Source organism: Ochrobactrum sp. PL_is501, from assembly GCF_055816895.1.
In genome coordinates this window covers 283,212-304,916 of the sequence record NZ_JBVPGR010000036.1, presented here as the reverse complement: position 1 = coordinate 304,916, position 21,705 = coordinate 283,212, and the positions used below count along the sequence as shown (strand labels likewise).

Genomic DNA, 21,705 nt, shown 5'->3' with positions numbered 1-21,705 from the left:
GAAATTCTCTGTTGGAAAAAATTGCCTCCTCGGCAGATAAAACATATCGCAATTATATCTGGCAAAAATATTCAATCAGCTTCGAATGCCTGATTCCTCAGGGATCGAACGAGTGTTGAGATTGCTCTCCCACCATAAGTCACAAGATCATAATTCCTGTCGCCTCGCAACCATTCGTTGAGAAGACCGCTCAGCATGGAAAGCAGGATCGGGGCTGCGGTGTCCGCGGTCCATTCCTTTGAAAGCTCGCCGCGTCTTGCGGCCACGTCGAGCAATCCTGCGAACAAGGAGAGGACATTGGCGCGCGCTTCCCTGACGCGCTCTTCAAGCGGGGCCATTTCGCCGACGAATTCGCAGCGCTGGTTGATGATAATGAAGATATTCTGCTGACGCGTATCTTGCGAAAACAGCTGCAACGCCTGGATGCTCGATTGCTCCAGGACATGCATTGGATTGGGGTGATTGACGGCTGCCGCCTGCAGCATGATTTCTTCTTGCGGGAAACGGACGCTGCCTATGATCGTGCGAAGAATTTCGACCTTGTCGCGGAAATGAAAATAAATCGCACCCCGGGTCACTCCTGCATGACAGGCGATTTCCATAAGTGTAGATTGGTTGACACCGCGTTCGAGGAAAACCTGTTCGGCGGCCAGCAATATGGCCTCCCGGGTTTCGGCAGCCTCGGCTTTCGTTCTTCGCATGGCTTCTCTCGGGTAATCGCAGGCTGGAGGCTCAGTTAGCCACTCAAATCCGGGTAACTCATTCGTGATCTGAAACATTAGATGATTGACTATAACACGGTAGTTCGTATTTACAAACACTCGTGTATGTTAAATTGGCAGCACCGCGCGACAGCAAGGGCACTCCCACCATGAAATTGAACCGTTCCATTCGGCTTTATGCGGCAGGGGCCGCTTTTCTCGTCTTTGCGGGTCAGCCCGTTCTGGCGCAAGCGCCCGGAGGCGCGACGCCGCCACCGCCGCAGGTTTCCGTTACCGTGATCGAGCCGCATGATGTGCCGGTCACCTATGAATATGCGGCACGTATCAGCGCCTATCGCGATGTTCAGGTGCGCGCGCGTGTGGGCGGAATATTGCTTCACCGCAACTTCACCGAAGGCACGGAAGTCAAGGCTGGCGACGTGCTGTTCGAGATCGATCCCGCCCCTTACCAGGCGGAGCTTGAAAAAGCTCAGGCGCAGGTAGCACAGGCCGAAGCGCAGTATCAGCAATCCATCCGTGACGCTGAACGCGCTGAGCAGCTGGTGCAGCAGAAAGTGCAGAGCACCGCCGTTCGTGATTCCGCTTTCGCGACGCGCGACCTGAACAAGGCGTCGGTTGCGGCAGCCAAGGCGCAGTTGCGCACCGCCGAACTCAATCTGAGCTATACCAAGGTGACCGCACCGATCAGCGGCATCACCAGCCTTGAGCAGGTCAATGAGGGCAGCCTCATCGGCACCGATGCAGCCTCCAGTCTCCTGACCTCGATCACCCAGCTTGATCCGGTCTACGTGAACTTCTCGTTTACGGACACGGAAGCAGCCGAAATCGACCGTCTGCGCGCTGAACGCGGCGCCACCGGAGAAGATGCCGATCGCCTCAAGATCAAGGTCGTGTTCGGTGACGGGCAGGCTTATGACCATGAAGGAACGATCGACTTCACCTCGTCGTCGCTCGATACGGAAACGGGCACGCTTGGCGCCCGCGCGGTCGTTGAGAACCCCAATCGCCGCCTGATCCCCGGCCAGTTCGTCCGCGCTGTGATCCTTGGCATTCAGGTCAAGAACGCCATCACGATCCCGAAGGCTGCATTGCTTCAGGGGCCGCAAACGCAGTTCGTTTATGTGGTCAACAAGGACAATGTTGTCGAAGTTCGGCCGATCACGGTTGCGCGTGAACTGAGCGATGCGTGGCTGGTGTCCGAAGGTCTCAATGCTGGTGATCGGGTCATCGCCGAAGGGCTTATCAAGGCTGCTCCCGGCAAGCCCGTGAACCCGGTCGAGGCAGCGACTGAAGCAGGCAAAGAACAGGCGGCAGGCAAGCAATGAACAGATTTTTCGTCGACCGCCCCGTTTTTGCGGCGGTCATCTCCATTGTGCTCGTGCTGGCCGGCCTGATCTGTATCCGGATTTTGCCGATTGCCCAGTACCCCGAACTGACGCCGCCGCAGGTTGTCGTCAGCGCGACCTATCCCGGTGCGAGCGCTGAAACGGTGGCGCAGACCGTTGCCGCGCCGTTGGAACAGCAGATCAACGGCGTCGAGAACATGCTTTATATGCAGTCCTCGAGCCTCGGCAGCGGCACGATGCAGTTGACCGTGACCTTTGCTCTGGGCACCGACCCGGATCAGGCCACGATCAACGTCAACAACCGCGTGCAGCGTGCGACGTCGTCGCTTCCGCAGGAAGTTCAGCGCCTTGGCGTCACCGTGGACAAGCGGTCCACCACGATCCTCGGCATGGTCGCCATGTTCTCCGACAGCGATCGCTATGACCGCACCTATGTGGGTAACTATGCGCTCCTGAACGTGGTCGATGACCTCAAGCGCTTGCAGGGCGTTGGCGATGTGCAGCTGCTCGGCAATATCGATTATTCGATGCGTATCTGGCTGCGTCCGGACAAGCTGGCGCAGTATAATCTGACACCGAGCGATGTCTCGACGGCTATCCAGGAGCAGAATGCGCAGTTCGCCGCAGGCCGCTTCGGCGACCAGCCGGACCCGCAAGCCGGGCCGTTCACCTATACGGCGACCACGCAGGGACGCCTGCCGGATGCTGCGGCATTCGAGAACATTATCCTCCGTTCGAGCCCCAATGCGGCAACGCTCCGTCTCAAGGACGTTGCGCGTGTCGAACTCGGTACGGAAAGCTATCTCGTCGACAGTAATCTGAACGGCACGTCCGCTGTCCCGATTGCAATCTATCTGCAGCCGGGCGCCAACGCGCTCAACACGATGGAGCTTATCCAGAACCGTATGGATGAGCTGAAGGCAAGCTTCCCGGCGGGTATCGACTATTCGATCCCGTTCGATACGACCAAGTTCATCAAGGTTTCCATTGAGGAAGTGGTTCACACTTTCATCGAGGCGATCATTCTCGTCGTGCTGGTGGTGTTCATCTTCCTGCAGAACTGGCGCGCGACGCTTATCCCCATCATCGCTGTGCCGATCTCGATCATTGGTACTTTCGCGGGCATGTATGTGCTGGGCTTCTCCATCAACCTCCTGACGCTCTTCGGTCTGGTGCTGGCAATCGGCATCGTGGTCGACGACGCTATCGTGGTTCTGGAAAACGTCGAACGTATCATGACGACCGAAAAACTGTCGCCGCGCAAGGCTGCCATCAAGGCCATGGGCGAAGTGACGGGGCCGGTGGTTGCGATTGTTCTGGTGCTGTGTGCGGTGTTCATTCCGGTCGCCTTCATGGGCGGTCTGGTTGGCGAAATGTATAAGCAGTTCGCTGTGACCATCGCGATTTCGGTGACGCTGTCGGGCCTCGTGGCTCTGACACTGACACCGGCACTTTGCGCGCTTATCCTGAAGCCGGGGCACCATGAGCCGATGCTGCCGTTCCGCATCTTCAACCGCTTCTTCGAGCGGGTGACAGATGGTTACTCCAGCGGCGTTCGCTTCTTTTTGAAGCGTGCTGCCATCGGCCTGATCATTTTTGCGGGCCTTCTGGGCGCTACCTACTATCTTTTTGAAAGGGTGCCGGGATCGCTGTTGCCGGATGAAGATCAGGGCTTCCTGTTCAGCGTTGCCGTGCTTCCTCCTGCGGCCTCTCTGGAGCGCACGACGGCGGTTCTCGATCAGGCGAGTGAGAACATCCGGAAAAGCCCGGCGGTGGAAAGCGTCTTCGCGGTATCTGGTTTCGACCTTCTGTCGGGCGGCCTGAAAACCAGTGCGGGCACGATGTTCATCATGCTCAAGGACTGGAAGGAACGCACGACGCCGGAAACCGACGCGCGCAATCTGCCCGGTGCCATCATGGGGATGAATGCGGGCATCAAGGACGGTCTTGTTCTGGCGTTCAACCCGCCGCCCATCATGGGCCTCAGCACCACCGGCGGCTTTGAGCTCTATGTTCAGGACCGTACGGGCGGCGGTGTGGATTCGCTGACGCGGGCCACCAAGCTCATTACCGACGCTGCGGCCAAGAGACCGGAATTGCAGGGCGTGCGTACCACGTTCGATCCGAATGTCCCGCAATACGACATCCAGCTTGATCGCGAGAAAGCGAAGGCCATGGGTGTGCCGATCAACTCTGTGTTCACCGCGATGCAGGCGACGTTCGGCAGTCTCTACGTCAACGACTTCACGCTGTTTGGCCGCAACTATCAGGTCAACCTCCAGTCGGAAGCCGAATTCCGCCGCGATCCGAGCGACCTCAAGCATGTCTTCGTGCGGGCCAACTCCGGCAGCATGATCCCGCTTGATGCCCTTGTGACCGTCAAGCGTATTGTCGGTCCCGATCAGCTTGAACGCTTCAACGCCTTCAACGCGGCCAAGGTCACTGGCAATCCGGCGCCGGGCTTCACTTCCGGCGATGCGATCAAGGCAATGCAGGAAGTGGCTGCGGAAGTTCTCCCGCAAGGCTACCAGATCGCATGGACCGGCTCGGCCTATCAGGAAGTGACGACCAGCGGCACAGGCACGCAGGCCATGATCTTCGGCCTGGTGATGGTGTTCCTGATCCTTGCCGCGCAATATGAACGCTGGAGCCTGCCGCTCGCCGTCATCACGGCAGTGCCGTTTGCAATCTTCGGCGCATTGCTGGCGACCGATCTGCGCGGATTGACCAATGACGTGTATTTCCAGATCGGTCTGGTGACACTCATAGGTCTGGCGGCCAAGAACGCGATTCTGATCGTGGAATTCGCGGTGCTTGAGCGAGAGACCGGCAAATCCGCCATTGAGGCGGCAGCGTCGGCGGCCCGCTTGCGCTTCCGTCCGATCGTGATGACGTCGCTGGCCTTCATTCTCGGCGTGGTGCCGCTGGCCATCAGCACGGGTGCCGGTTCGGCAAGCCGTCACTCGATCGGTACAGGCGTTATCGGCGGCATGTTGGCAGCAACGTTCATCGCGACCTTCTTCATTCCGATGTTCTATAGCCTGATAGCACGCAAGCCTCCGAAAAGGCCGGAGGATGAGGATGTGAACGAAACGACCAGCCCAAGCGGGCAGGCTGATAGTCAGATCTAGCCCGCTTCAAACTGCAAACAAAAGCCCCGTCGAAAGGCGGGGCTTTTGTGTCACGCTCAAGCGTGCATCGCTGCTTGCAACGGCATGGCATCTCTCGTCTGCCCAGGCGCTATCATCCCTGGACCAATGGACAGGCTGAGCGGATGGTGCGGACGATCAAGGACGCCACCATTCGATCCTTCCACTATGCCTCCATCACCGATCTACGCCGTCATGTCCGGGATTGGTTGTTGGCATATAATTACGCCAAACAACTCAAAGCGTTGCGCTTCAAAACGCCGCTCGAGGCCATCCAGCAACTCAGCCACACAAAACCCGAAATCTTCAACCGAAAAACAAACCAACATATGCTGGGACCAAACATTAGAATTCATGCTGCCCGCTTCGGCAACCGCACCGTGAATGTCGACCCTTCGCCCAACTGCGAGCGAACGACCAGGCGTCCGCGATGGCGCGCGAGAATATGTTTGACGATGGCAAGGCCAAGACCTGTGCCCTTTTGCGCCCGGCTGGTTTCCACGTTGATCCGATAGAAGCGTTCCGTGAGGCGGGGCAAATGCTCAGCAGCGATGCCTGGACCAAAATCCTGAACCGATGCGACAACCTCCGGAGAACTGCCGCTATCGTCTTCATCCAGTTTGACAATCACCCGCTTGCCTGCCTGTCCGTATTTGCAGGCATTCTCGACCAGATTCTGGAACACCTGGATAAGCTCGTCACGCGCGCCGGTGACCATCACGGGATGATCCGGCAGTACTCGCTCGATATTGATGTCGAGGCCCGCCGCCAACGGAGTGAGCGTGTCGGCGACATGATTGAGAATGGAAGTCATGTCCACGCATTCACTGACCGCCAGATGCGCCCGCATCTCAAGTCGCGACAGGGACAAGAGATCATCAATCAGGCGCGACATGCGTTCGGCCTGTTTCTGCATGATATCCAGAAAGCGATCGCGGGCAGCCGCATCGTTTCGGGCGGGGCCTTGCAACGTTTCGATGAAGCCGCGGAGCGATGCCAGAGGCGTGCGCAACTCATGGCTTGCATTGGCGATGAAATCCGAACGCATGCGATCGATGCGGCGCGTTTCACTCTGATCCCGAAAAAGCAGGACAAAAAGTTCCGGCCTGCCATCCTTGCCGGGCAAGGCCTTGACCATGGCCTTGAACCAGCGATCAATCGGGACACGCTCGAAATATTCTATGCTTCGCGCTTCGCCGTCAGCGATAACCCCTTGAATAAGGGCGTGCATTTCGGGCGCCCTGAACCGCAGATAAAGTGCTGTTCCGGTTTCCAGTGACTGGAAGGCTTCAAGAGCCGCCGAATTGATGAATAACACCGTGCCACTATGATCAAAGACGATCATAGGATCGGTAAGAAGTTCGGCCAGACGCTCGCCGGACACGCCTGCCATTTCGTTGGGCGCTATGCTTTTCACTGGAATTTCGTCCGGTTCGCTGCCCGCAACTTCGCTCGCAAGCCACACGGCGCCAAGAACAACAAGGGCCAGCAGGCCAGCGCGAAACCAGAACGGGAGATCCAGTGCCAGCACACAAACCGCAAGGACAATGCTGGCGATCACAACGCCCTTGACCCGCAGAAGCGGCTCGAAAATCGACGTCGCGGCTTCTGGTTCTGGATCGGTGCGGTTGCCTGCCTCGCTCATGCTGTTTCCTTCTGCGGTTGTGGCATCGACTTTATCCGGAAATGCTGGAACACCTTTACGCGGCTTCCAAACAGCCCATATCATGCTTTGATATAAACGAAAGGGAATTGCCGTGGGTGACAGTTCGAAGACAGCTAACAAAAAGAAAGACAAAAAAGACGAAGCAAAATCGGGCGACAAGCCAATCAAGCTGAAAATTGACGGAGTGGCGCGCTCGTTTGACATCAATGACCCGAAGCTGCCGAAATGGATCGATGACAATGCGTTGCGGTCAGGCGGGTATCCCTATCCGTCCAAAATGAAGTCGGATGAATATGAAGAAACGCTGGAGCGGCTTCAGATCGAACTCGTCAAGCTTCAATATTGGCTTCAGGATACGGGCGGGCGCGTCATCAGCGTGTTCGAAGGCCGCGACGCTGCCGGCAAGGGCGGCACCATCTTTACGATCCGCGAGTTCATGAACCCCAGAACCGCGCGCAATGTGGCGTTGCCGAAGCCTACCGAAACCGAACAGGGGCAATGGTACTTCCAGCGCTATGTCGCGCATTTTCCAACGGCTGGCGAGTTCGTCACATTTGATCGCTCATGGTACAACCGGGCCGGTGTGGAACGCGTCATGGGTTTCTGCACGCCGGCGCAGCTTGAAACGTTCCTGACCGAAACACCCGATTTCGAGCGCATGATTGTTACGGATGGCATTCATCTCTTCAAATTCTGGCTTGATATCGGCCAGGAAATGCAGCTCAAGCGTTTTCACGAGCGCCGCCACAGCCTACTCAAGAACTGGAAGTTTTCGCCTATGGACGTGGCAGGCATATCCCGCTGGAACGATTATTCCGACGCATTGCACACCATGCTTGAAAGGACCGATACAGGTTACGCGCCCTGGACGATCATCCGGTCGAATGACAAAAGGCGCGCCAGACTGGCTGCAATCCGGCGCATCCTTTTGACCCTGCCTTATGAAGGAAGAGACCTTCAGGCAATCGGCGCCGAGGATCAATCGATCATCGGACGCGGCTCCACATTTCTCACCTCGTCATTTGCCGAGATATAAAACAGGCTTGGCTGGTGCGGCGTCTTTTCCCACAGATGAGGCACACGCACCAGTTGCCACAAGGCACGCCAGGCCGAGATCGAGATCAACACCCAATATACCGGGATCGAGAACAGGTAGGCATAGCCTCCAAGCTCCGTTGGCTCCATCGTCCTTGCACCCAGAAGATAGAAGCTCAGATAGGCCAGCAGGATGTTCGTCACATCGATCCCCAACAGCCACAGACCGTGTGTCGTCAGGGGCTCGAACAGCATGCTGATCAGCAGGAGAGCGAACATGACGAGCATCAGAGGATGCAGAAGTGCAGAACTGATTATACCCAAAGAGTAAATCTGATTGACGGTAAATCTGAACCAGCCAAGCTCGCGCCATGTGTCACGCGGCTGGCGCCCGTGGACGAGCCATGTCTGCATCCAGCCCTTGAGCCAGCGTGTCCGCTGCTTGCGCCATACATCATAATTTACCGGCGCATCTTCGATCGTTCCCCGCGTAATGACGCCGATGCGATAGCCGAACCGCGCGAGCCTCACGCCAAGATCGGCATCTTCCGTGACGTTGTAGGCATCCCAGCCGCCAACCTCTTCCAAACAGGATCGCCGAAAATGATTGGAAGTTCCCCCGAGCGGAATGACAAGGCCTTGAGAAGCAAGCCATGGCAGCAGCCCGCGGAAAAGCGCAGCATATTCGAACGCGAACATGCGCGTCAGCAAATTATGGCGAAAGTTTCCGATTATCAGCGGCGCCTGGACACAGGCCAATTCGTCGCCTTCAGCCTGAAAAGTCTGCCAGGCCTCAAGTAACTGATCAGGATGCGGACGGTCCTCGGCGTCGAAAACGGCAACAATCTCGCCCCGCGCGAATTGCAAGGCGTAATTCAAGGCCTTCGGTTTTGTCTTCGGACCTCCGGACGGCACGAGAACCAGTTCGAAATTGGACGGGAGCCGCTCACGACGTATCGCCGATACTGTATCGAAATCATCCTTCTCGCAGACCAGCTTAATATCGAGTTTGCTGGCGGGCCAGTTCAGCCGCTTCAAGCTCGTGACAAGCTGGCCAACCACATCCTGCTCGCGATACAGCGGAACAAGGACGGAATAAGTCGGCAAGTCGCGTGGCCGGCATTTCTTGATTTCGAGAAACTTCAACCGCTGTCCGGAGACAGCTGCGAACAAGCGGATCATCACGCAACCGAAGAAGAATATAGACAGCGCTACATGGAGCACAAGAAGCGTGGTTCCCGGCCAGTTGAACATGCAGGCGAAGAAAGCGTAGATCGACATGGCGATGACGAATGCCTGCGGCGTATCCAGAACCCGGGCAGCGGAAAGTGACTGCGGCGTCATCTCATAGGCCCGGGCGATCAGATCCTTCTGATGCCGTTGCCGCATGATCTGCTTGAGAAGTGGCGGCGTGCAGATACGTATCCGGTTCTTCAAATGCGGTGCTGCAAGAATATAATCCCGCAGCGCCCTGATGCGATTTTCCGACGGAGCTATATAGAGATGACTGCCCCCATCTGCTCCCAGAACCATGACCTGCCCGACGTCGACGAAAGCCGATGGCTTCTCTTCGCCAGACACGAAAATGCGGGACGGCATAGCTTCGTTTGTGAACTCCACTCCCAGAATATCAGCGATAGCTGCATAAATGACCGATTCTGCGACGTCCCCTCTCTGAACCAGTTCCACACAGAAAGATGTTCCATGGTGAGCAGCCGCGCCATAGGCCCCCAACAACGCATCTCTAGACACACCCCATTGCTCCAATCTGGCTGATATGGCGCTGCATATCTCCAGATCGAACGCAGTCGATACACTACTCATAGTACCCCCGCACTACTGAATATTTATGTTATATTTTATGAATTTGCGTATATACTAATTTTACCGAATACTTAATTAGTTAATTATTTCGGTAAAATTACAATCGGAAAGTAATATGCCCTGAGATATTTGCAACCTTTATTTTCATGGAACCTTGGGTGAATATGCGCACCACCCGATTGTTCAATTAACGCGAAATTATAGAAAAGAGGCCAAAAGCCAGTCATGAAACGCCGCCCTTCCAGACTGCTGATCGCGCTGACATTCGCATGTGGCATTCATGGCGCAGAAGCTTCCGGCGCAGAGGCTTCCGACACCAAGCCGCTGGCTCCCTCGTTCATTAACCAGAAGGAGCGGCTGCCCTCGCCGTCACTGCAAACGCTCAGCCGGTTGAGGCTCATCACCACAGTCGACTTCCCTCCATTCAACATGCTGAGCGACCGGGGACAGCTTTCCGGTTATAATGTCGATCTTGCCAAGGCGCTTTGCCGTCAATTGGGCGTAGACGACATATGCCAGATCGAAGCCGTGCCATGGGATGAGCTGGAGGAACGATTGCTCAGCGGACAGGCAGAAGCCATCATCGCCGGTTGGAAACCGACCGATGCAAACCGCGAACAATTTGCCTTCACGCGGTCCTATATGCGTCTGCCTGCACGATTTGCGACGACCAACGCTGACGTCTTCAACGGCGATCCGGCGACAGCCATCAAGGGCAAGGAGGTTGGCGTCGTTGCCGGCACAGCGCATGAGCAGTTGCTGAAAAGCTATTTTCCCGAGGCAGCCGCGAAACCTTACGCCGATGCTTCCCTCATGCTCGCCGACCTCAAGGGCGGCAAGATCAGCGCCGTGTTTCACGACGGCATGGCGCTTTCATTGTGGCTGAACGGTCCCGAAGGTCATGCGTGCTGCACTTTTGCAGGTGGCCCTTATCTTGCGCCGCAATTTCTTGGCAGCGGCCTCTCCATCGCCGTAGCACAGCAAAATGCGCCTCTCGTGAACGCCTTCAACAATGCCCTTCAAGCCTTGCAGCAGAAGGGCACGCTGACAGAGCTTTACCTGCGCTATTTTCCGAACAGCTTTTACTGATCCGGATATCCGGCCGGCGGACAGTTGAATCCGTCCGCCCCATCGCGTGCCATTTTGACGCAGGAAAAGGCCGCCACTAAACGAGTTTTCAGATATTTTTGAAATTTCCGATATATCGATACTTACAGTAAAAAAGTAAAATTGTTTTTTATCAAGCAAATAAAGCGGGAAACGAGCCTTTCCTCCGGCATCAGCGCAGACAAGTCAGGCTAAGTTGCGCCGCTTTTAGCATAAAATACACAATAAATACATCCATTTATTTTGACTTGAACAATTCCGCCTTCGATCAATAATCAAAGCGAGGGAGAAGGAGGATATATATAATGTTCGATGGCGTACCTGCTCAATGGCACAAGACTCCGGAGCAAACAAAACGCTCGCCGAATGAAGCCGCTTATGTGTTTCTCGGCATCATGCTCGCTGCACTCAGCGTGCCGGCGACATTCCTGGGCTGGGCAATCGTTCAAAGTATCGCATCGCTTTTCTAGGTGTTTGGTCCCAGTCAAAACAGTGCCATACAAAATCCATACCGTTCTCACGGATAACGGTGTTCAGTTCGTCTAGCACGGCAAACGGGCTGAAACGGTTTTGTCGGTCATATCTTCGGTGCGGTCTCCTCGGCAAATGGCATCGAACATCGCCATCCAGCAACACAAAACCCGAAATCTTCAAACGAAAAACAAACCATCACATGCTGGGACCAAACAACAAGAGCGGTTCCTGTTTTAACGGAATCGCTGGAACCGCTCTATCTATTTGTTTTTTCGCATTTCCGAATGCATCAAAGCGGGATTAGAAATCAGTCCGGGGACTGATTTCCCCGCGTGGGCGTTTCACATTTTTGGTTCGGAAATGCTCTATCGAAGCTTTCGCAGCAATTGCCATTTCAAAGGACGTAACTTCTGATAAAGCGCCGTGGCGCGTATCCGTTCCAGCGACCGATTGAGAGTGAGCGATATACGCCCGCGAAGAGTGACCGCTCTGATATAGTCACGCATAGGAACGGTCCGGTCACGCAAGCCTTGCTTCCATGGTTCATCGCCAAAGCCCAGATCGAAACACTGGTAGCCGTCCGCTTTGAGCATGTGCAAAAGATGCAGAATTATCACCTTGCCGGGCGAGTATCTGCTCCATTCACAGTCTTCAAAAGTCGTAATCATTGCGCAGTAATGGCCATTGCGCACGACGCTCCACATCGTAGCCAATATCGTCTCATCCACAGCAAGTGCCGAAAAATGAAGAGCATCGCGTCGCGCAAGCTGTTCGGTCGCCTCTTCAAAGAACCGTCGCTTTTCAGGATGGGCATCGAAGCCCGGAACCATTGTTTCCTCGAAACGACGCTGTTTCTGGCGTAGCATCGTTTCGAGAAGAGACTGCCGCTGGGTTTCCGTTTGGGCTACGTAAAAACGGAAACCGTCCAGTTTCTGAAGTGCCCGGTCCCGCTTCTTGATGTTCCTTATGCCCTGTATGGACTGCTCGATCTCTTCCATTGGACGGGTCAAGGAAATTGCATGGGTTGACGCTTCGGAGGAAAGATTTGTCAACTGCCACAAAGGGTTTGCGATGCCTTCGACCTGCTCTGACATTTTGCAAAGCGCGATCACGTCATGAGAGGGAACCGTTGCAATGACAGCTTCAAGTATGCGAACGGCAGCGTCCCGCGAAAGTTGCGCTGCCGCTGGAAATATAATGGGCCCGTTGTAATCGCTAACACCGTCATCGATAAATGAAAGGACGCGGGAACCGTAGCCGGGGGTGATAGAGAGAGGCAGAAAGAGAAGCGGGGTTCCGTTCGTCTGACGGACTTCGGTCAGGCATAGCTCGGTTCCGGATTTCTGTCCGTAGCTCGCTTCCCATGCCCGGATAAAGGATTTGGACTGAAAAACAAAAAATGCGCTACCGGTCTTGTCATCGGCATCCGGCCAGTCACTGGATAACTGTTCCGTGTTTTTATAAACTCGAATGTCAAAATCAACGGTCATCATAAATGTCTTTCACGGTCTCCGCGTCGAATCTCATTTTGTAGTTGAAAGGTTTAGTAGATTTGAAACCAAAGAAAACTATGAAATGCCAGCCTGGCTGGTGTGCTGCTTCGAACGTGCTTTCTCGCAAATAGGACAACGATGTCTGTTTCGATCATCATCAAGACTTTGAACGAGGAAGCGCGCATCGCCGCGGCCATCGAGAGCGCCCTGAAGGCTTTGCCCGGCGGAAAAGTCGAAGTCATCGTAGCGGACAGTGGATCGACCGACCGCACCATCGAAATCGCGCGGGCATATCCGATCAGGATCGTGCAGATCGAGCCACCCGCGCAGGCCAGTTGCGGCCTTGGTCCACAGCTTGGTTTTCAATATTCGACACAGCCATTCATCTGCCTGATCGATGGCGACATGATAATTGAGCCGGATTTTCTTGCCGCCGCCCTTGCTTATCTCGACAGCCACCCCGACGTCGGCGGCGTGACCGGCCATGTCGTGGACCAGATTTTGGAAAGCCTGGAATTTCAGCGCCGTTCAAAACGTCATTCGCCTGAAGCACGGACAGGCGATATCGACCGCATGAACGGCGGCGGGCTTTACAGGCGCAGCGCCATTGAGCAGGCCGGTTATTTTTCCGATCGCAATCTGCACGGTCACGAAGAGTTTGATGCCGGTGTTCGCCTGCGCAGCCATGGATGGAAACTCCATCGTCTGGACCGGCCGTTCGTGCAGCATTTTGGCTATACGATGAACGCCTACAAACTTCTGGTCCGTCGCTGGAAAAGCAAATACCTGCGCGGCACCGGTGAAGTGTTGCGTGCTGCGATGGGGCAACCGCATCAAAAAAACCTGTTTCGCGAACTGCCGGAATTACGGCTCTGGGGCGCGGTTTATCTGTGGTGGCTGGCCGTCATAGCTGCCCTGTTTCTTGTGCCGGGATGGTTTCCCGCAATTGTTGTGGCTGGCATCATTGTCGCGGTTCCGTTCGTGGCAATGTGTGTCCGAACGCGTAGTATCGAACTTGGTGTCTACGCGGTGGTTGCCTGGATATTTCATGCAGCAGCACTGCCCCTCGGCTTTTTTCAGCCGCGCCGCAAACCGACCGAATGGATTGAGAGCAAGGTTATAAGGGAACCCTGATGGACATGCGGCGACTGGCCTTATCCGCCTTGTTGATTGGCCTCGCAATGTCCGGTGCCGGTGCCGAAGAATGGCTTCCGGTCAAAGAAAACAATCTCGAAATCTCTGCCGGGAGTCCTCTCGATTTTTCGGGATTTCTGGTCAACGCGCCCATCGAAGAGAAAAATCGCCTGATCGCAAATGCCGACGGGCATTTCGCGCATGCTGACAAGCCGGGCGAGGCGCTGCGGTTGCAATGTGCGTCCATTGCCTGGGGGCCGCCGTCGTCGCGGGCGGTGGATCACGCTTTTATTGATCGATATGTACGGCAGCTCCGCCTGCACGGTTACAATATAGCCCGGTTTCACTTCGTCGATGCCGACCTGATGCTCGGGCAGGCGCGTGATTTTGATTTCCGCCCTGAGGCCCTTGACCGGATGCGCTATCTGATGGCGGCGCTCAAGCGCGAAGGTATCTACTGGATTATCGACGGGCTTACTTCCGAAAGCGGCGCTTTTGGCGGCAAGGACAACGATCGATGGGGGCCGGACGGCAATCTGAAACGCCGAATTTATGTCGATGATGCGGCATTCGATCACTGGCTGCGTTTTCAGAAAGAAGTCTATGCCACGGTCAATCCCTATACGGGACTTGCACCTTTGCAAGACCCTGCGCTGGCGCTGATCATTCCGTTCAACGAAAATGGCATCGAGTTTACGAGCTTTGTGCACGAGCCCGGTGACGGGACAACATTCTGGACCGGCTATCGTTCGGCATTCAATGCATTTCTGAAAAAGCGATATGCGGATACCCGTGCCGTGTCACGAGCCTGGGGCGGCTTGGCATCCGGCGAAAATCTGGAGCAGCAAACCATCCGTTTGCCGGAAAGACGGAGCGGAGGTGGCGGACGGCTCCGGGATTTTCAGGCTTTTCTCGTTGAGAGAGAGCGTTTGTTGACCCGGCGTCTGGAGCAGGCGCTGCGCGATCTTGGTTATCGCGGCCTCGTCGCTCCCTATAACAACTGGTTCACGGTGCAAACGGCTCTTTCGCGACAGAACCAGCAAGCGGTCGTTGCCAATACCTATCATGACTGGATCGGAACGCTTGATCCGGGTACCGAAATCAAAGACACCAGTTCGATTGCCGACGCCGCGTCCTATGTCGGTGAAATCGCTGCCGGACGTTGGCTCGGGCGGCCTTTCCTCGCGACAGAATACGAGCACCTGTTCTGGAACCGTTATCGCTACGAAGCTGGAATAGTGATGCCAACCTATGCCGCCTTGCAGGGCTGGGATGGTATTTGCCGCCATGGTCAAGGGCCGCTGACGCTGGCTTTCAATGAGGCGGCTCCGTTCCGCCAACGCATCGTACCCTATACTTTCGCTGCGGATCCCGTTGCTCGTGCCGGCGAAACACTGGCGTCGCTGCTGTTTCGCAGGGGCGACGTCGAAACGGCACCTTTCAATGTACCGTTTCTGATGCAGGGCGAAGCGAGTCTTGGTGAATCGCTCGAGTTCCGGGAACCGGCGCGACTGAAGCCATTGGCGCTTGTCGGTGGAATAGGTCTTGCAGCGAAAGGGCTGGCTTGGCCGCGGGGCCTGCAAAAATCGGTTGCGGTCGACTATCGGAGTGTATCGCTCGACAATGTATTGCGGCGCTTGAAAGCGGCAAAACTGTTGCCGCACGATAACGCCACCGATCCGTCGCAAGGCTTGTTTGAAAGCGTCACAGGCCAGGTCATGCTCGACCGCAACAAACAGCGCATGCAGGTTGTTACGCCTCAGACCGAGGCCATTGCCTTTGCCGAGCTGAGAGATCACGTGACCTTGAAGGAACTGTCCCTCGGCAATGCGGAGGCGAGGGGGCTGTTTGCAGTTTCGGCAATTGATGGAAAAGGGCTGAAGGACAGCGAAAAGCTGCTTGTAATTTTCGCCAGCGATGCGCGCAATTCCGATATGCGTTTCCGTGATAAGGCGCAGAAGGTTATTGAGGATTGGGGGCGTCTGCCGGTTACTTTGCTGCGCAATCGCGTGGATGTGAATCTGGCAGGAAACACGGTTTCATGGGCACTGTCGCCTGTTGGCCTTGACGGCAAGGTTCACGAAAAAATAGCCGCCGGGTCTGGCCCGATTGCATTCCAGTTGGATAATGGTGCAGGCAAGGCGGGGCCGACTACTTTCTTTCTTTTGGAAAGGACGCTCGCCGTTCAATAGAAATCGGTCGACAACCTGCTCCAGCTTTCACCCGCAAGACCGCCAATAAAGATATCACCGCGCTGAATTGCGTTCAGCATTTCCACGTTTGCCGTCGCAACGCAGACATTGGCTTTCAGGCGAAAGAACATGATCGACTGCTGCGAAAGCGCATTGAGATAACGCGGATCAACCCTTCCTTGTGCCGCGATATGCCCTTCATCCTGCAGGTGGATCAGCATCGCATCGACGGCATGTTTTTCCATTCCCGCTTTTGTGATGATGTTCAGAACTTCTGCGATGCCATTGGGGCGCGTATAGTAACAAAAGAAGCCGCCCGGGCTGCCGGTGCGGTCGTTGATCGCGCAGAACCGCAAGGCACCGGCAGCATGATTGTCTGAAGCCATCCGGAAGAGCCAGTTGACGTCGCTTTCTGTCCAGGCTGGATGCGCCAAATAGCTTTGCAGGTAACCGGGAACGAGAGATATGGCTTCTTCTTGCGCAATTTCCCTCACATCTGCCCGGGATTTGGCTGTTTTCTTGATCGCGGGAATTGGAAAGAGGGGGTTGAGCATTCTGCCCACTAAACTGGTTGCCCATCCGCCGAGAACTGGACGCCGTTCGGCAACGTAATTGGCCACATAGCTGGCCGCTCGGAATACACGTGTCCATCCGAGCCCGTGTGTGCCGAGTGTTATCCCGCCGATCGCTTCGGAGTGCTTGAGGCTCACGGGGGCGGCGCTGTCGGTGAAGTTGAGGATTTTCTCGCTCGGACGCAAGGTGAGTGTCAATTCGGCGGCGCCGCGTGGCGACATTTCCGGCTTCATCATGAAAGCGCAAAGCAATCGCCCCATGATCGATTGGCCGTTGACCCTGTAGGGGATAGGCAGGACCGAGATGGCGCTATCGATCTCACCGTGCTCGTTTTCATGGACCACGCTGCCAATCGCCGGGTCGTAATAAGGGTTTTCAAAAAAGAACTTTTGAAAATACGGATCGAAAGTCTCGTGGCACGATTTTGAATGTGGACGAAAAACTTGCTGGAAGAGCGCGCGAATAGCGGGGATATCATCAGTCTTCATCGCGCGAACGCGCTGCGACTTGACGTCGTTTGCCGAGATCGAGATGTCCGCCATCTAAGCCCCCACTGTTGAAACCGCTTTCTTCGCTTCTGCGTCACGACTCCGGCGAACAAGGTAGACAACGCATCCCCATGATGCCAGCACAATACTGATTTCAATTGCGTAAATGGCCGCGAAAGTTCCCGTGACGGGCGCGTACCACGTTGCCAGCGCCAGCAGCGGGGCGCCGAGAATGTTGCCTGTGTTGAGGACAGCTGTGCGATAGCTGTGCTGGCTGGAAGCACCCAGAAGATCGACCGCAATCGACCACAGGGCAACAAACACGGTGACCCAGCAAAGCGTGCGACAGAAGGAAACCAGCGTGTCATACTCGCTGCCAAACAGATATGGCAGGTAGGGTGCAATGATAAACACGGCCAGCGACGTTAATATGCCGATGGCAAATGCGGCGCCAAGCAGGCGCATAGTGATCGGCAGGGCATGATGGATGCCGTTTGCGCTCGCACGCGCCAGATGAGGATAGATAAGGCGATTCATCGCCTCGATAGTCAAGGTACTGCTGTCGATGATACGGCGGGTGACGCCATAGCTGCCGACGATGCTGGGCGGCATCAACGTGCCGAGAAGCAGAAGGTCGGCATTCTGGCGCACTGCCCTGAAAATGAACTGCGACGCGAACATCACGCCGAGCCGAAGTTCATCGCGGACGATTGTATATTGCGGCCGCCCGAGCCTGCGCAGGAACAAGCCATAGACGACTGCGACCAGGACATGGACTGCAAATTGCCAGTAGGCCCATCCGACAACGGTGGAGACGCCGAACAGAAGACAGGCAATCGCTGCCGCGATGGTGCGGGCGATGGCAAACCCGACAACGGAAAGATTGGCGGACACGAAATCGGTATGCGCGATATAGATCTGCTCAACGAGCAGGATAAGGCGCACCAGAACGATATTGGTGACAAGCAGCAGGAAAAGCCCGACCAGATTTCCCGTAAACTCCGGAGAGCCGCTCAACCAGAACGGTAATATCAGCATGCCGGCAGCAACGAGGACAACACCGGTTATTCCGATAAGAATGAGATTGTGCCCCAGCATTGCCGGATAGATCGCCCGATCTTGTGCTACCCGGCGCACGAGGCATTCTGTTCCGCCCAGGCCGCAGATGAAGGTGGCGATGCTGGTAACGGCCATCACCGTCACAAACAAACCGAATTCATGCGAACCGAGATACCGCGCCAGAATGGCAAATGTAAAAAGCTGTGCGATATTTGCTGCAAAAAGGCTCCCGCTGGAAGCTGCGTAGGACAGGAATGTCGACCAATGGCGTTTCAATATTTCATACCGAATTTTCGGGGCGCTCCTGCCAGGCGTGCTTTTGGGAGAATGACGCTCGGAATTTCAAGAGACAGGCAAGTAGGGAATCGGATCGTTTCGCGTATTTGGGGTGGCGAGACATATGTTCCATTTTCTCTTAATCCCGAAAAACTCCAGGTGCCAAGCATGCCGACGAAAATTTTTCAGAAACCGAAGGAGTAATTGACCGCCATTTGCATTTTAGCGACACTCTCAAGTGTGATTGCCTTTCATTAACCGAATTTTTTAATCTTTAAGTCTAAGGAAACAGTAGCGCCAAGTTTGCGCTTCTGACTGAATTTTAGGGGTAACTAATGTATACCTTGCGCGATCTCGCTTCCAAAGCACGGATAACGGAGACTGCCAGTGAAGAGCTGGTGTCTGCCGATAACCGGCCGCGCGCAGTCAGGCACCAAACATATGTCGTCCGAGAAGAGGAAACGGTCGCGCCCGCAAGCAAAGGATTGATGCTGCCTGAAGTCGATCTTTTCCAGGCGCTCGCCTGGCTGCGTGCAAGGTGGATTTCGATAGCTTTGCTCGCCGTCATAGGCGGGCTGGCCGGGCTTGCCTATGGCATGGCGGCAAAGCCGCGATATACCGCCTACACGGATTTGCTGGTGCCGCCCTCCGGTCTTCAATTGCTGCCGAACGATGTCTATGCCCAAAGTTTGCAGGCGGATAGTCAGATTCTCGACATCGAAAGCAAGATGCGCATCCTGACTTCCGGCAATGTGCTCCGGCGGGTCGTGACGGATTTGAAACTGAACGACGATGCCGAGTTTGTTCCTCCGCCGCCAGCTTTCGATCTTCGAGCAATGCTTGGCCTCAGCAAACCGGCAGGCCCGAAAGACGATACGCTGACCGCAGTGCGCGCGCTGTCGCAACGCATCAACGTTACGCGGCCCGAGCGTTCCTATCTGGTTACGATTGCGGTTTGGACGGACAGTCCGGAAAAATCGGTAAGGGTTGCCGATTCCCTCGCGAATGCCTTTCAGGAAGAAGTTGCCCAAGCGGATGCCGACGGAGCTGGGCGGGCCGCCACCGCCCTGTCCGAACGTCTGGCCACCTTGCAGAAGGCCGCGACGGAAGCGGAAGAGAAAGTCGCGGCGTTTCGCAGGGCGCATGGTCTGCAGACGGCAGGAGGGGAACTCGTCAGCACCCAGTCGATGACGCAGATCAACTCCAAGCTGGTCGATGCCAAGGCGCGAGTTGCTGACGCAAGCACGCGCTACGAGGAATTGACCAGGGACACCGGCAGCGCCGTCAGTCCGGCAAGCACATTGCAGTCGCCCACGATGACGAACCTGCGCGGCCAATATGCGTCGCTGAAACAGCGTTACGACGCTCTCGCCATGACTTATGGGCCACGTTACCCGGAACTTATAAATACGGAACGCCAGCTTGCAGGTCTGGAACAGCAGATGATGCAGGAACGGGCACGTATCCTGCAATCGGCGAAGGTCGATCTTGATCAGGCGAATGCGGTCGTAGCTGCGCTTAATGCACAGGCAGCTTCCGCACGTTCGGCTGTCGCACTCGACAATGATGCCCAGGTCCAGCTTTCGGACCTCGAACGGGACATGGCCGCGAAAGTTTCGATCTACAACACGTTCCTGACCCGCTCGTCGGAGACAAGCCAGCGCCAGCAGCTCGATGCGACCAATATCCGCATCATTTCGACGGCAATTCCGCCAATAGGCCGCAGCTGGCCGCCCAAGACGGTGGTGCTGGGTGCCGCTGGCGGCATTGCCGGAATGGGCCTCGGGGTGGTTCTTGTGCTGGGTCTGAGCTATCTTGGTGCATGGCGCCGAAACCGTGAGGGTCTGGTCTGACTTGGCTGAACTGTCGGTACATTACCGTGAAGGGATCCGGCCACAGGTCTCGTCGGCTATTGGGGCCGCTTTTTTTCTTTGTATGTTCCTGTTTATCTGGGTCGGGACGAATCCCTATCCTGATCTTGGCGCCGTGACCGGGGTGTCGGCTAAAGCCGCTGAATCCAGTTCGCTCAATCAGTTGGTCACCTTGTTTCTCACGGGCGGCTTTCTGGTTTGTGCGCTTAGCAGCTCGATGCGCGATGCCGTCTTGCAACCGCGCGTTTTGATCGGTCTGGTTTTCTTCTGGCTTTTCGTGACAGCCTTGCCGTCTGCTCATCCCCTGATCGCAGGCAAAAAAGTGGTTTTGTCTGTTCTGACTGCGTTAAATGCAAGCATCTTTCTCCTGCTGCCGCAGTCTGAACGCCAGCTGGCGCGGTTGTTGGCGATCGGCTCACTGATAACGCTGGCATTGGCCTATTTCGGCGTAATCTTTTTGCCACAACGTGCCATTCATCAGGCTACCGAAGTCATTGAGCCCATGCTGGCCGGTGCATGGCGTGGTCACTATCCGCACAAGAATGCTGCCGCTGCCTCTCTGGTTCTGCTGAGTTTTTTCGGGCTCTACGTCTGGAAAACCGGCTTGCCGAAAACCGGATTGCTGATTGTTGCGCTTTGTGTGGTCTTTGTTCTGCATACGGGCGGCAAGACGTCGACGGCGATGCTGCCGTTTATCGTCCTGATGTCGCAGATGTTTGTACGGCTGAAATGGACGCGTGTTTTCATCGCGATTGGCGGGATCGCGGCCTTTAATATTATTGCCGTCGGGGCCGCTGTATTCGATCCACTGCGCGAGCTTGTCCAAAACTTGGGAGTTGACGCCAGCTTCACCAATCGGTCAGATATCTGGAAACTTGCATTCTCTGCTATCTCGGCCAAACCGATTTTCGGCTATGGTCTGGACTCGTTTTGGAAGACGCCTGAAATGGTCTATGCAGGCGGCGGTGGCGCAAGCTGGGCTGTCGCCGCTTTCAATGCGCATAATTCGTTTCTCGATATGATGATCAATGCCGGTATTATCGGTCTGGTTTTGACACTTTTCTGGATAATGATCCTGCCCCTTCGATATATTAAGGAAGCGGAAAGAACAGATAACAATCCTATATTAACGCTCCTGTACATTCGGCTTTGGCTTTATGGATTATATATGTCTTGTATGGAAAGTACGTTCTTTCAGAACGGTGGGGCAGTTTGGTTCTGTATCATGGTTGCCATCTTCGGATTGCGTTTGCAGGCTAAGGCAAGGCTTGTCTGAGAGTCTGAATTAAAAAACGC

The 21,705-nt window shown here is 55.6% G+C and carries 15 protein-coding genes and 1 pseudogene; 10 read left to right on the top strand and 6 right to left on the bottom strand.

All coding sequences use genetic code 11. The features are described 5' to 3' along the window. Positions 1-71: 71 nt before the first annotated feature. Positions 72-701 carry a TetR family transcriptional regulator gene (locus AC0TOF_RS14835; RefSeq protein ID WP_122000672.1) on the bottom strand — a complete coding sequence of 210 codons (630 nt, stop codon included), beginning with the start codon at positions 699-701 and terminating at the stop codon, positions 72-74. Between the two features lie 170 nt (positions 702-871). On the opposite strand from AC0TOF_RS14835, the gene AC0TOF_RS14830 reads away from it, so the two are divergent. The 3 genes and pseudogenes from AC0TOF_RS14830 to AC0TOF_RS14820 form a co-directional block, all read left to right on the top strand. Next, complete coding sequence (locus AC0TOF_RS14830; RefSeq protein ID WP_473768832.1) at positions 872-2,047, top strand: efflux RND transporter periplasmic adaptor subunit; 1,176 nt, start codon at positions 872-874, stop codon at positions 2,045-2,047. Continuing rightward, positions 2,044-5,199 carry a multidrug efflux RND transporter permease subunit BepE gene (gene bepE / locus AC0TOF_RS14825; RefSeq protein ID WP_473768831.1) on the top strand — a complete coding sequence of 1,052 codons (3,156 nt, stop codon included), beginning with the start codon at positions 2,044-2,046 and terminating at the stop codon, positions 5,197-5,199. Before AC0TOF_RS14830 ends, bepE begins: the two co-directional genes overlap by 4 nt. A gap of 71 nt (positions 5,200-5,270) precedes the next feature. Continuing rightward, positions 5,271-5,561 (top strand): annotated as a pseudogene (locus AC0TOF_RS14820) (integrase core domain-containing protein); the annotation flags it as partial. A gap of 8 nt (positions 5,562-5,569) precedes the next feature. Here the strand turns inward: AC0TOF_RS14820 and AC0TOF_RS14815 are convergent. Further along, positions 5,570-6,862 carry an ATP-binding protein gene (locus AC0TOF_RS14815; RefSeq protein WP_473768830.1) on the bottom strand — a complete coding sequence of 431 codons (1,293 nt, stop codon included), beginning with the start codon at positions 6,860-6,862 and terminating at the stop codon, positions 5,570-5,572. 112 nt (positions 6,863-6,974) lie between these two features. Here AC0TOF_RS14815 and ppk2 point away from each other — a divergent pair, with 112 nt between their 5' ends. Next, positions 6,975-7,919, top strand: a complete 945-nt coding sequence (gene ppk2, locus AC0TOF_RS14810) for a polyphosphate kinase 2 (RefSeq protein ID WP_473768829.1) — start codon at positions 6,975-6,977, stop codon at positions 7,917-7,919. Here ppk2 and AC0TOF_RS14805 read toward each other — a convergent pair. Beyond that, on the bottom strand, positions 7,862-9,742 hold the full coding sequence (locus AC0TOF_RS14805; RefSeq protein ID WP_473768828.1) for a glycosyltransferase: 1,881 nt from the start codon (positions 9,740-9,742) through the stop codon (positions 7,862-7,864). The genes ppk2 and AC0TOF_RS14805 overlap by 58 nt on opposite strands. Positions 9,743-9,967: 225 nt before the next feature. On the opposite strand from AC0TOF_RS14805, the gene AC0TOF_RS14800 reads away from it, so the two are divergent. Together AC0TOF_RS14800 and AC0TOF_RS14795 are read left to right on the top strand one after the other, a co-directional pair. Continuing rightward, entirely contained in the window at positions 9,968-10,831 is an 864-nt protein-coding gene (locus AC0TOF_RS14800; RefSeq protein WP_473768827.1) for a transporter substrate-binding domain-containing protein, read from the top strand. 323 nt (positions 10,832-11,154) lie between these two features. Continuing rightward, positions 11,155-11,319, top strand: coding sequence for a hypothetical protein (locus tag AC0TOF_RS14795; protein ID WP_006466025.1), 165 nt, complete (start codon positions 11,155-11,157; stop codon positions 11,317-11,319). 369 nt (positions 11,320-11,688) lie between these two features. Here AC0TOF_RS14795 and AC0TOF_RS14790 read toward each other — a convergent pair whose 3' ends face one another. Beyond that, positions 11,689-12,816 (bottom strand): GNAT family N-acetyltransferase, encoded by a 1,128-nt coding sequence (locus AC0TOF_RS14790; protein WP_473768826.1) that lies wholly within the window; start codon positions 12,814-12,816, stop codon positions 11,689-11,691. Positions 12,817-12,954: 138 nt separating this feature from the next. Between AC0TOF_RS14790 and AC0TOF_RS14785 the strand changes: the two genes are divergently transcribed. Continuing rightward, a complete protein-coding gene (locus AC0TOF_RS14785) occupies positions 12,955-13,950 on the top strand; it encodes a glycosyltransferase family 2 protein (RefSeq protein WP_473768825.1) in 996 nt (331 codons plus the stop codon). Next, positions 13,950-16,142 (top strand): glycoside hydrolase, encoded by a 2,193-nt coding sequence (locus AC0TOF_RS14780; protein WP_473768824.1) that lies wholly within the window; start codon positions 13,950-13,952, stop codon positions 16,140-16,142. Before AC0TOF_RS14785 ends, AC0TOF_RS14780 begins: the two co-directional genes overlap by 1 nt. Here the strand turns inward: AC0TOF_RS14780 and AC0TOF_RS14775 are convergent. After that, positions 16,136-17,257, bottom strand: coding sequence for a hypothetical protein (locus tag AC0TOF_RS14775; protein WP_473768823.1), 1,122 nt, complete (start codon positions 17,255-17,257; stop codon positions 16,136-16,138). The genes AC0TOF_RS14780 and AC0TOF_RS14775 overlap by 7 nt on opposite strands. Continuing rightward, a complete protein-coding gene (locus AC0TOF_RS14770) occupies positions 17,258-18,538 on the bottom strand; it encodes a lipopolysaccharide biosynthesis protein (RefSeq protein ID WP_473768822.1) in 1,281 nt (426 codons plus the stop codon). A gap of 335 nt (positions 18,539-18,873) precedes the next feature. Here AC0TOF_RS14770 and AC0TOF_RS14765 point away from each other — a divergent pair, with 335 nt between their 5' ends. Together AC0TOF_RS14765 and AC0TOF_RS14760 are read left to right on the top strand one after the other, a co-directional pair. After that, positions 18,874-20,391 (top strand): GumC family protein, encoded by a 1,518-nt coding sequence (locus tag AC0TOF_RS14765; RefSeq protein ID WP_473768821.1) that lies wholly within the window; start codon positions 18,874-18,876, stop codon positions 20,389-20,391. Between the two features lies 1 nt (position 20,392). Then, complete coding sequence (locus AC0TOF_RS14760; protein ID WP_473768820.1) at positions 20,393-21,685, top strand: O-antigen ligase family protein; 1,293 nt, start codon at positions 20,393-20,395, stop codon at positions 21,683-21,685. The last annotated feature ends 20 nt before the right edge of the window (positions 21,686-21,705 follow it).

Excerpts from the sequence above, each read along its gene's own strand:
- AC0TOF_RS14835 (WP_122000672.1), bottom strand. The coding sequence starts at position 701 with ATGCGAAGAACGAAAGCCGAGGCTGCCGAAACCCGGGAGGCCATATTG.
- AC0TOF_RS14830 (WP_473768832.1), top strand. The coding sequence starts at position 872 with ATGAAATTGAACCGTTCCATTCGGCTTTATGCGGCAGGGGCCGCTTTT.
- bepE (WP_473768831.1), top strand. The coding sequence starts at position 2,044 with ATGAACAGATTTTTCGTCGACCGCCCCGTTTTTGCGGCGGTCATCTCC.
- AC0TOF_RS14815 (WP_473768830.1), bottom strand. The coding sequence starts at position 6,862 with ATGAGCGAGGCAGGCAACCGCACCGATCCAGAACCAGAAGCCGCGACG.
- AC0TOF_RS14805 (WP_473768828.1), bottom strand. The coding sequence starts at position 9,742 with ATGAGTAGTGTATCGACTGCGTTCGATCTGGAGATATGCAGCGCCATA.
- AC0TOF_RS14800 (WP_473768827.1), top strand. The coding sequence starts at position 9,968 with ATGAAACGCCGCCCTTCCAGACTGCTGATCGCGCTGACATTCGCATGT.
- AC0TOF_RS14795 (WP_006466025.1), top strand. The coding sequence starts at position 11,155 with ATGTTCGATGGCGTACCTGCTCAATGGCACAAGACTCCGGAGCAAACA.
- AC0TOF_RS14790 (WP_473768826.1), bottom strand. The coding sequence starts at position 12,816 with ATGATGACCGTTGATTTTGACATTCGAGTTTATAAAAACACGGAACAG.
- AC0TOF_RS14785 (WP_473768825.1), top strand. The coding sequence starts at position 12,955 with ATGTCTGTTTCGATCATCATCAAGACTTTGAACGAGGAAGCGCGCATC.
- AC0TOF_RS14780 (WP_473768824.1), top strand. The coding sequence starts at position 13,950 with ATGGACATGCGGCGACTGGCCTTATCCGCCTTGTTGATTGGCCTCGCA.
- AC0TOF_RS14775 (WP_473768823.1), bottom strand. The coding sequence starts at position 17,257 with ATGGCGGACATCTCGATCTCGGCAAACGACGTCAAGTCGCAGCGCGTT.
- AC0TOF_RS14765 (WP_473768821.1), top strand. The coding sequence starts at position 18,874 with ATGTATACCTTGCGCGATCTCGCTTCCAAAGCACGGATAACGGAGACT.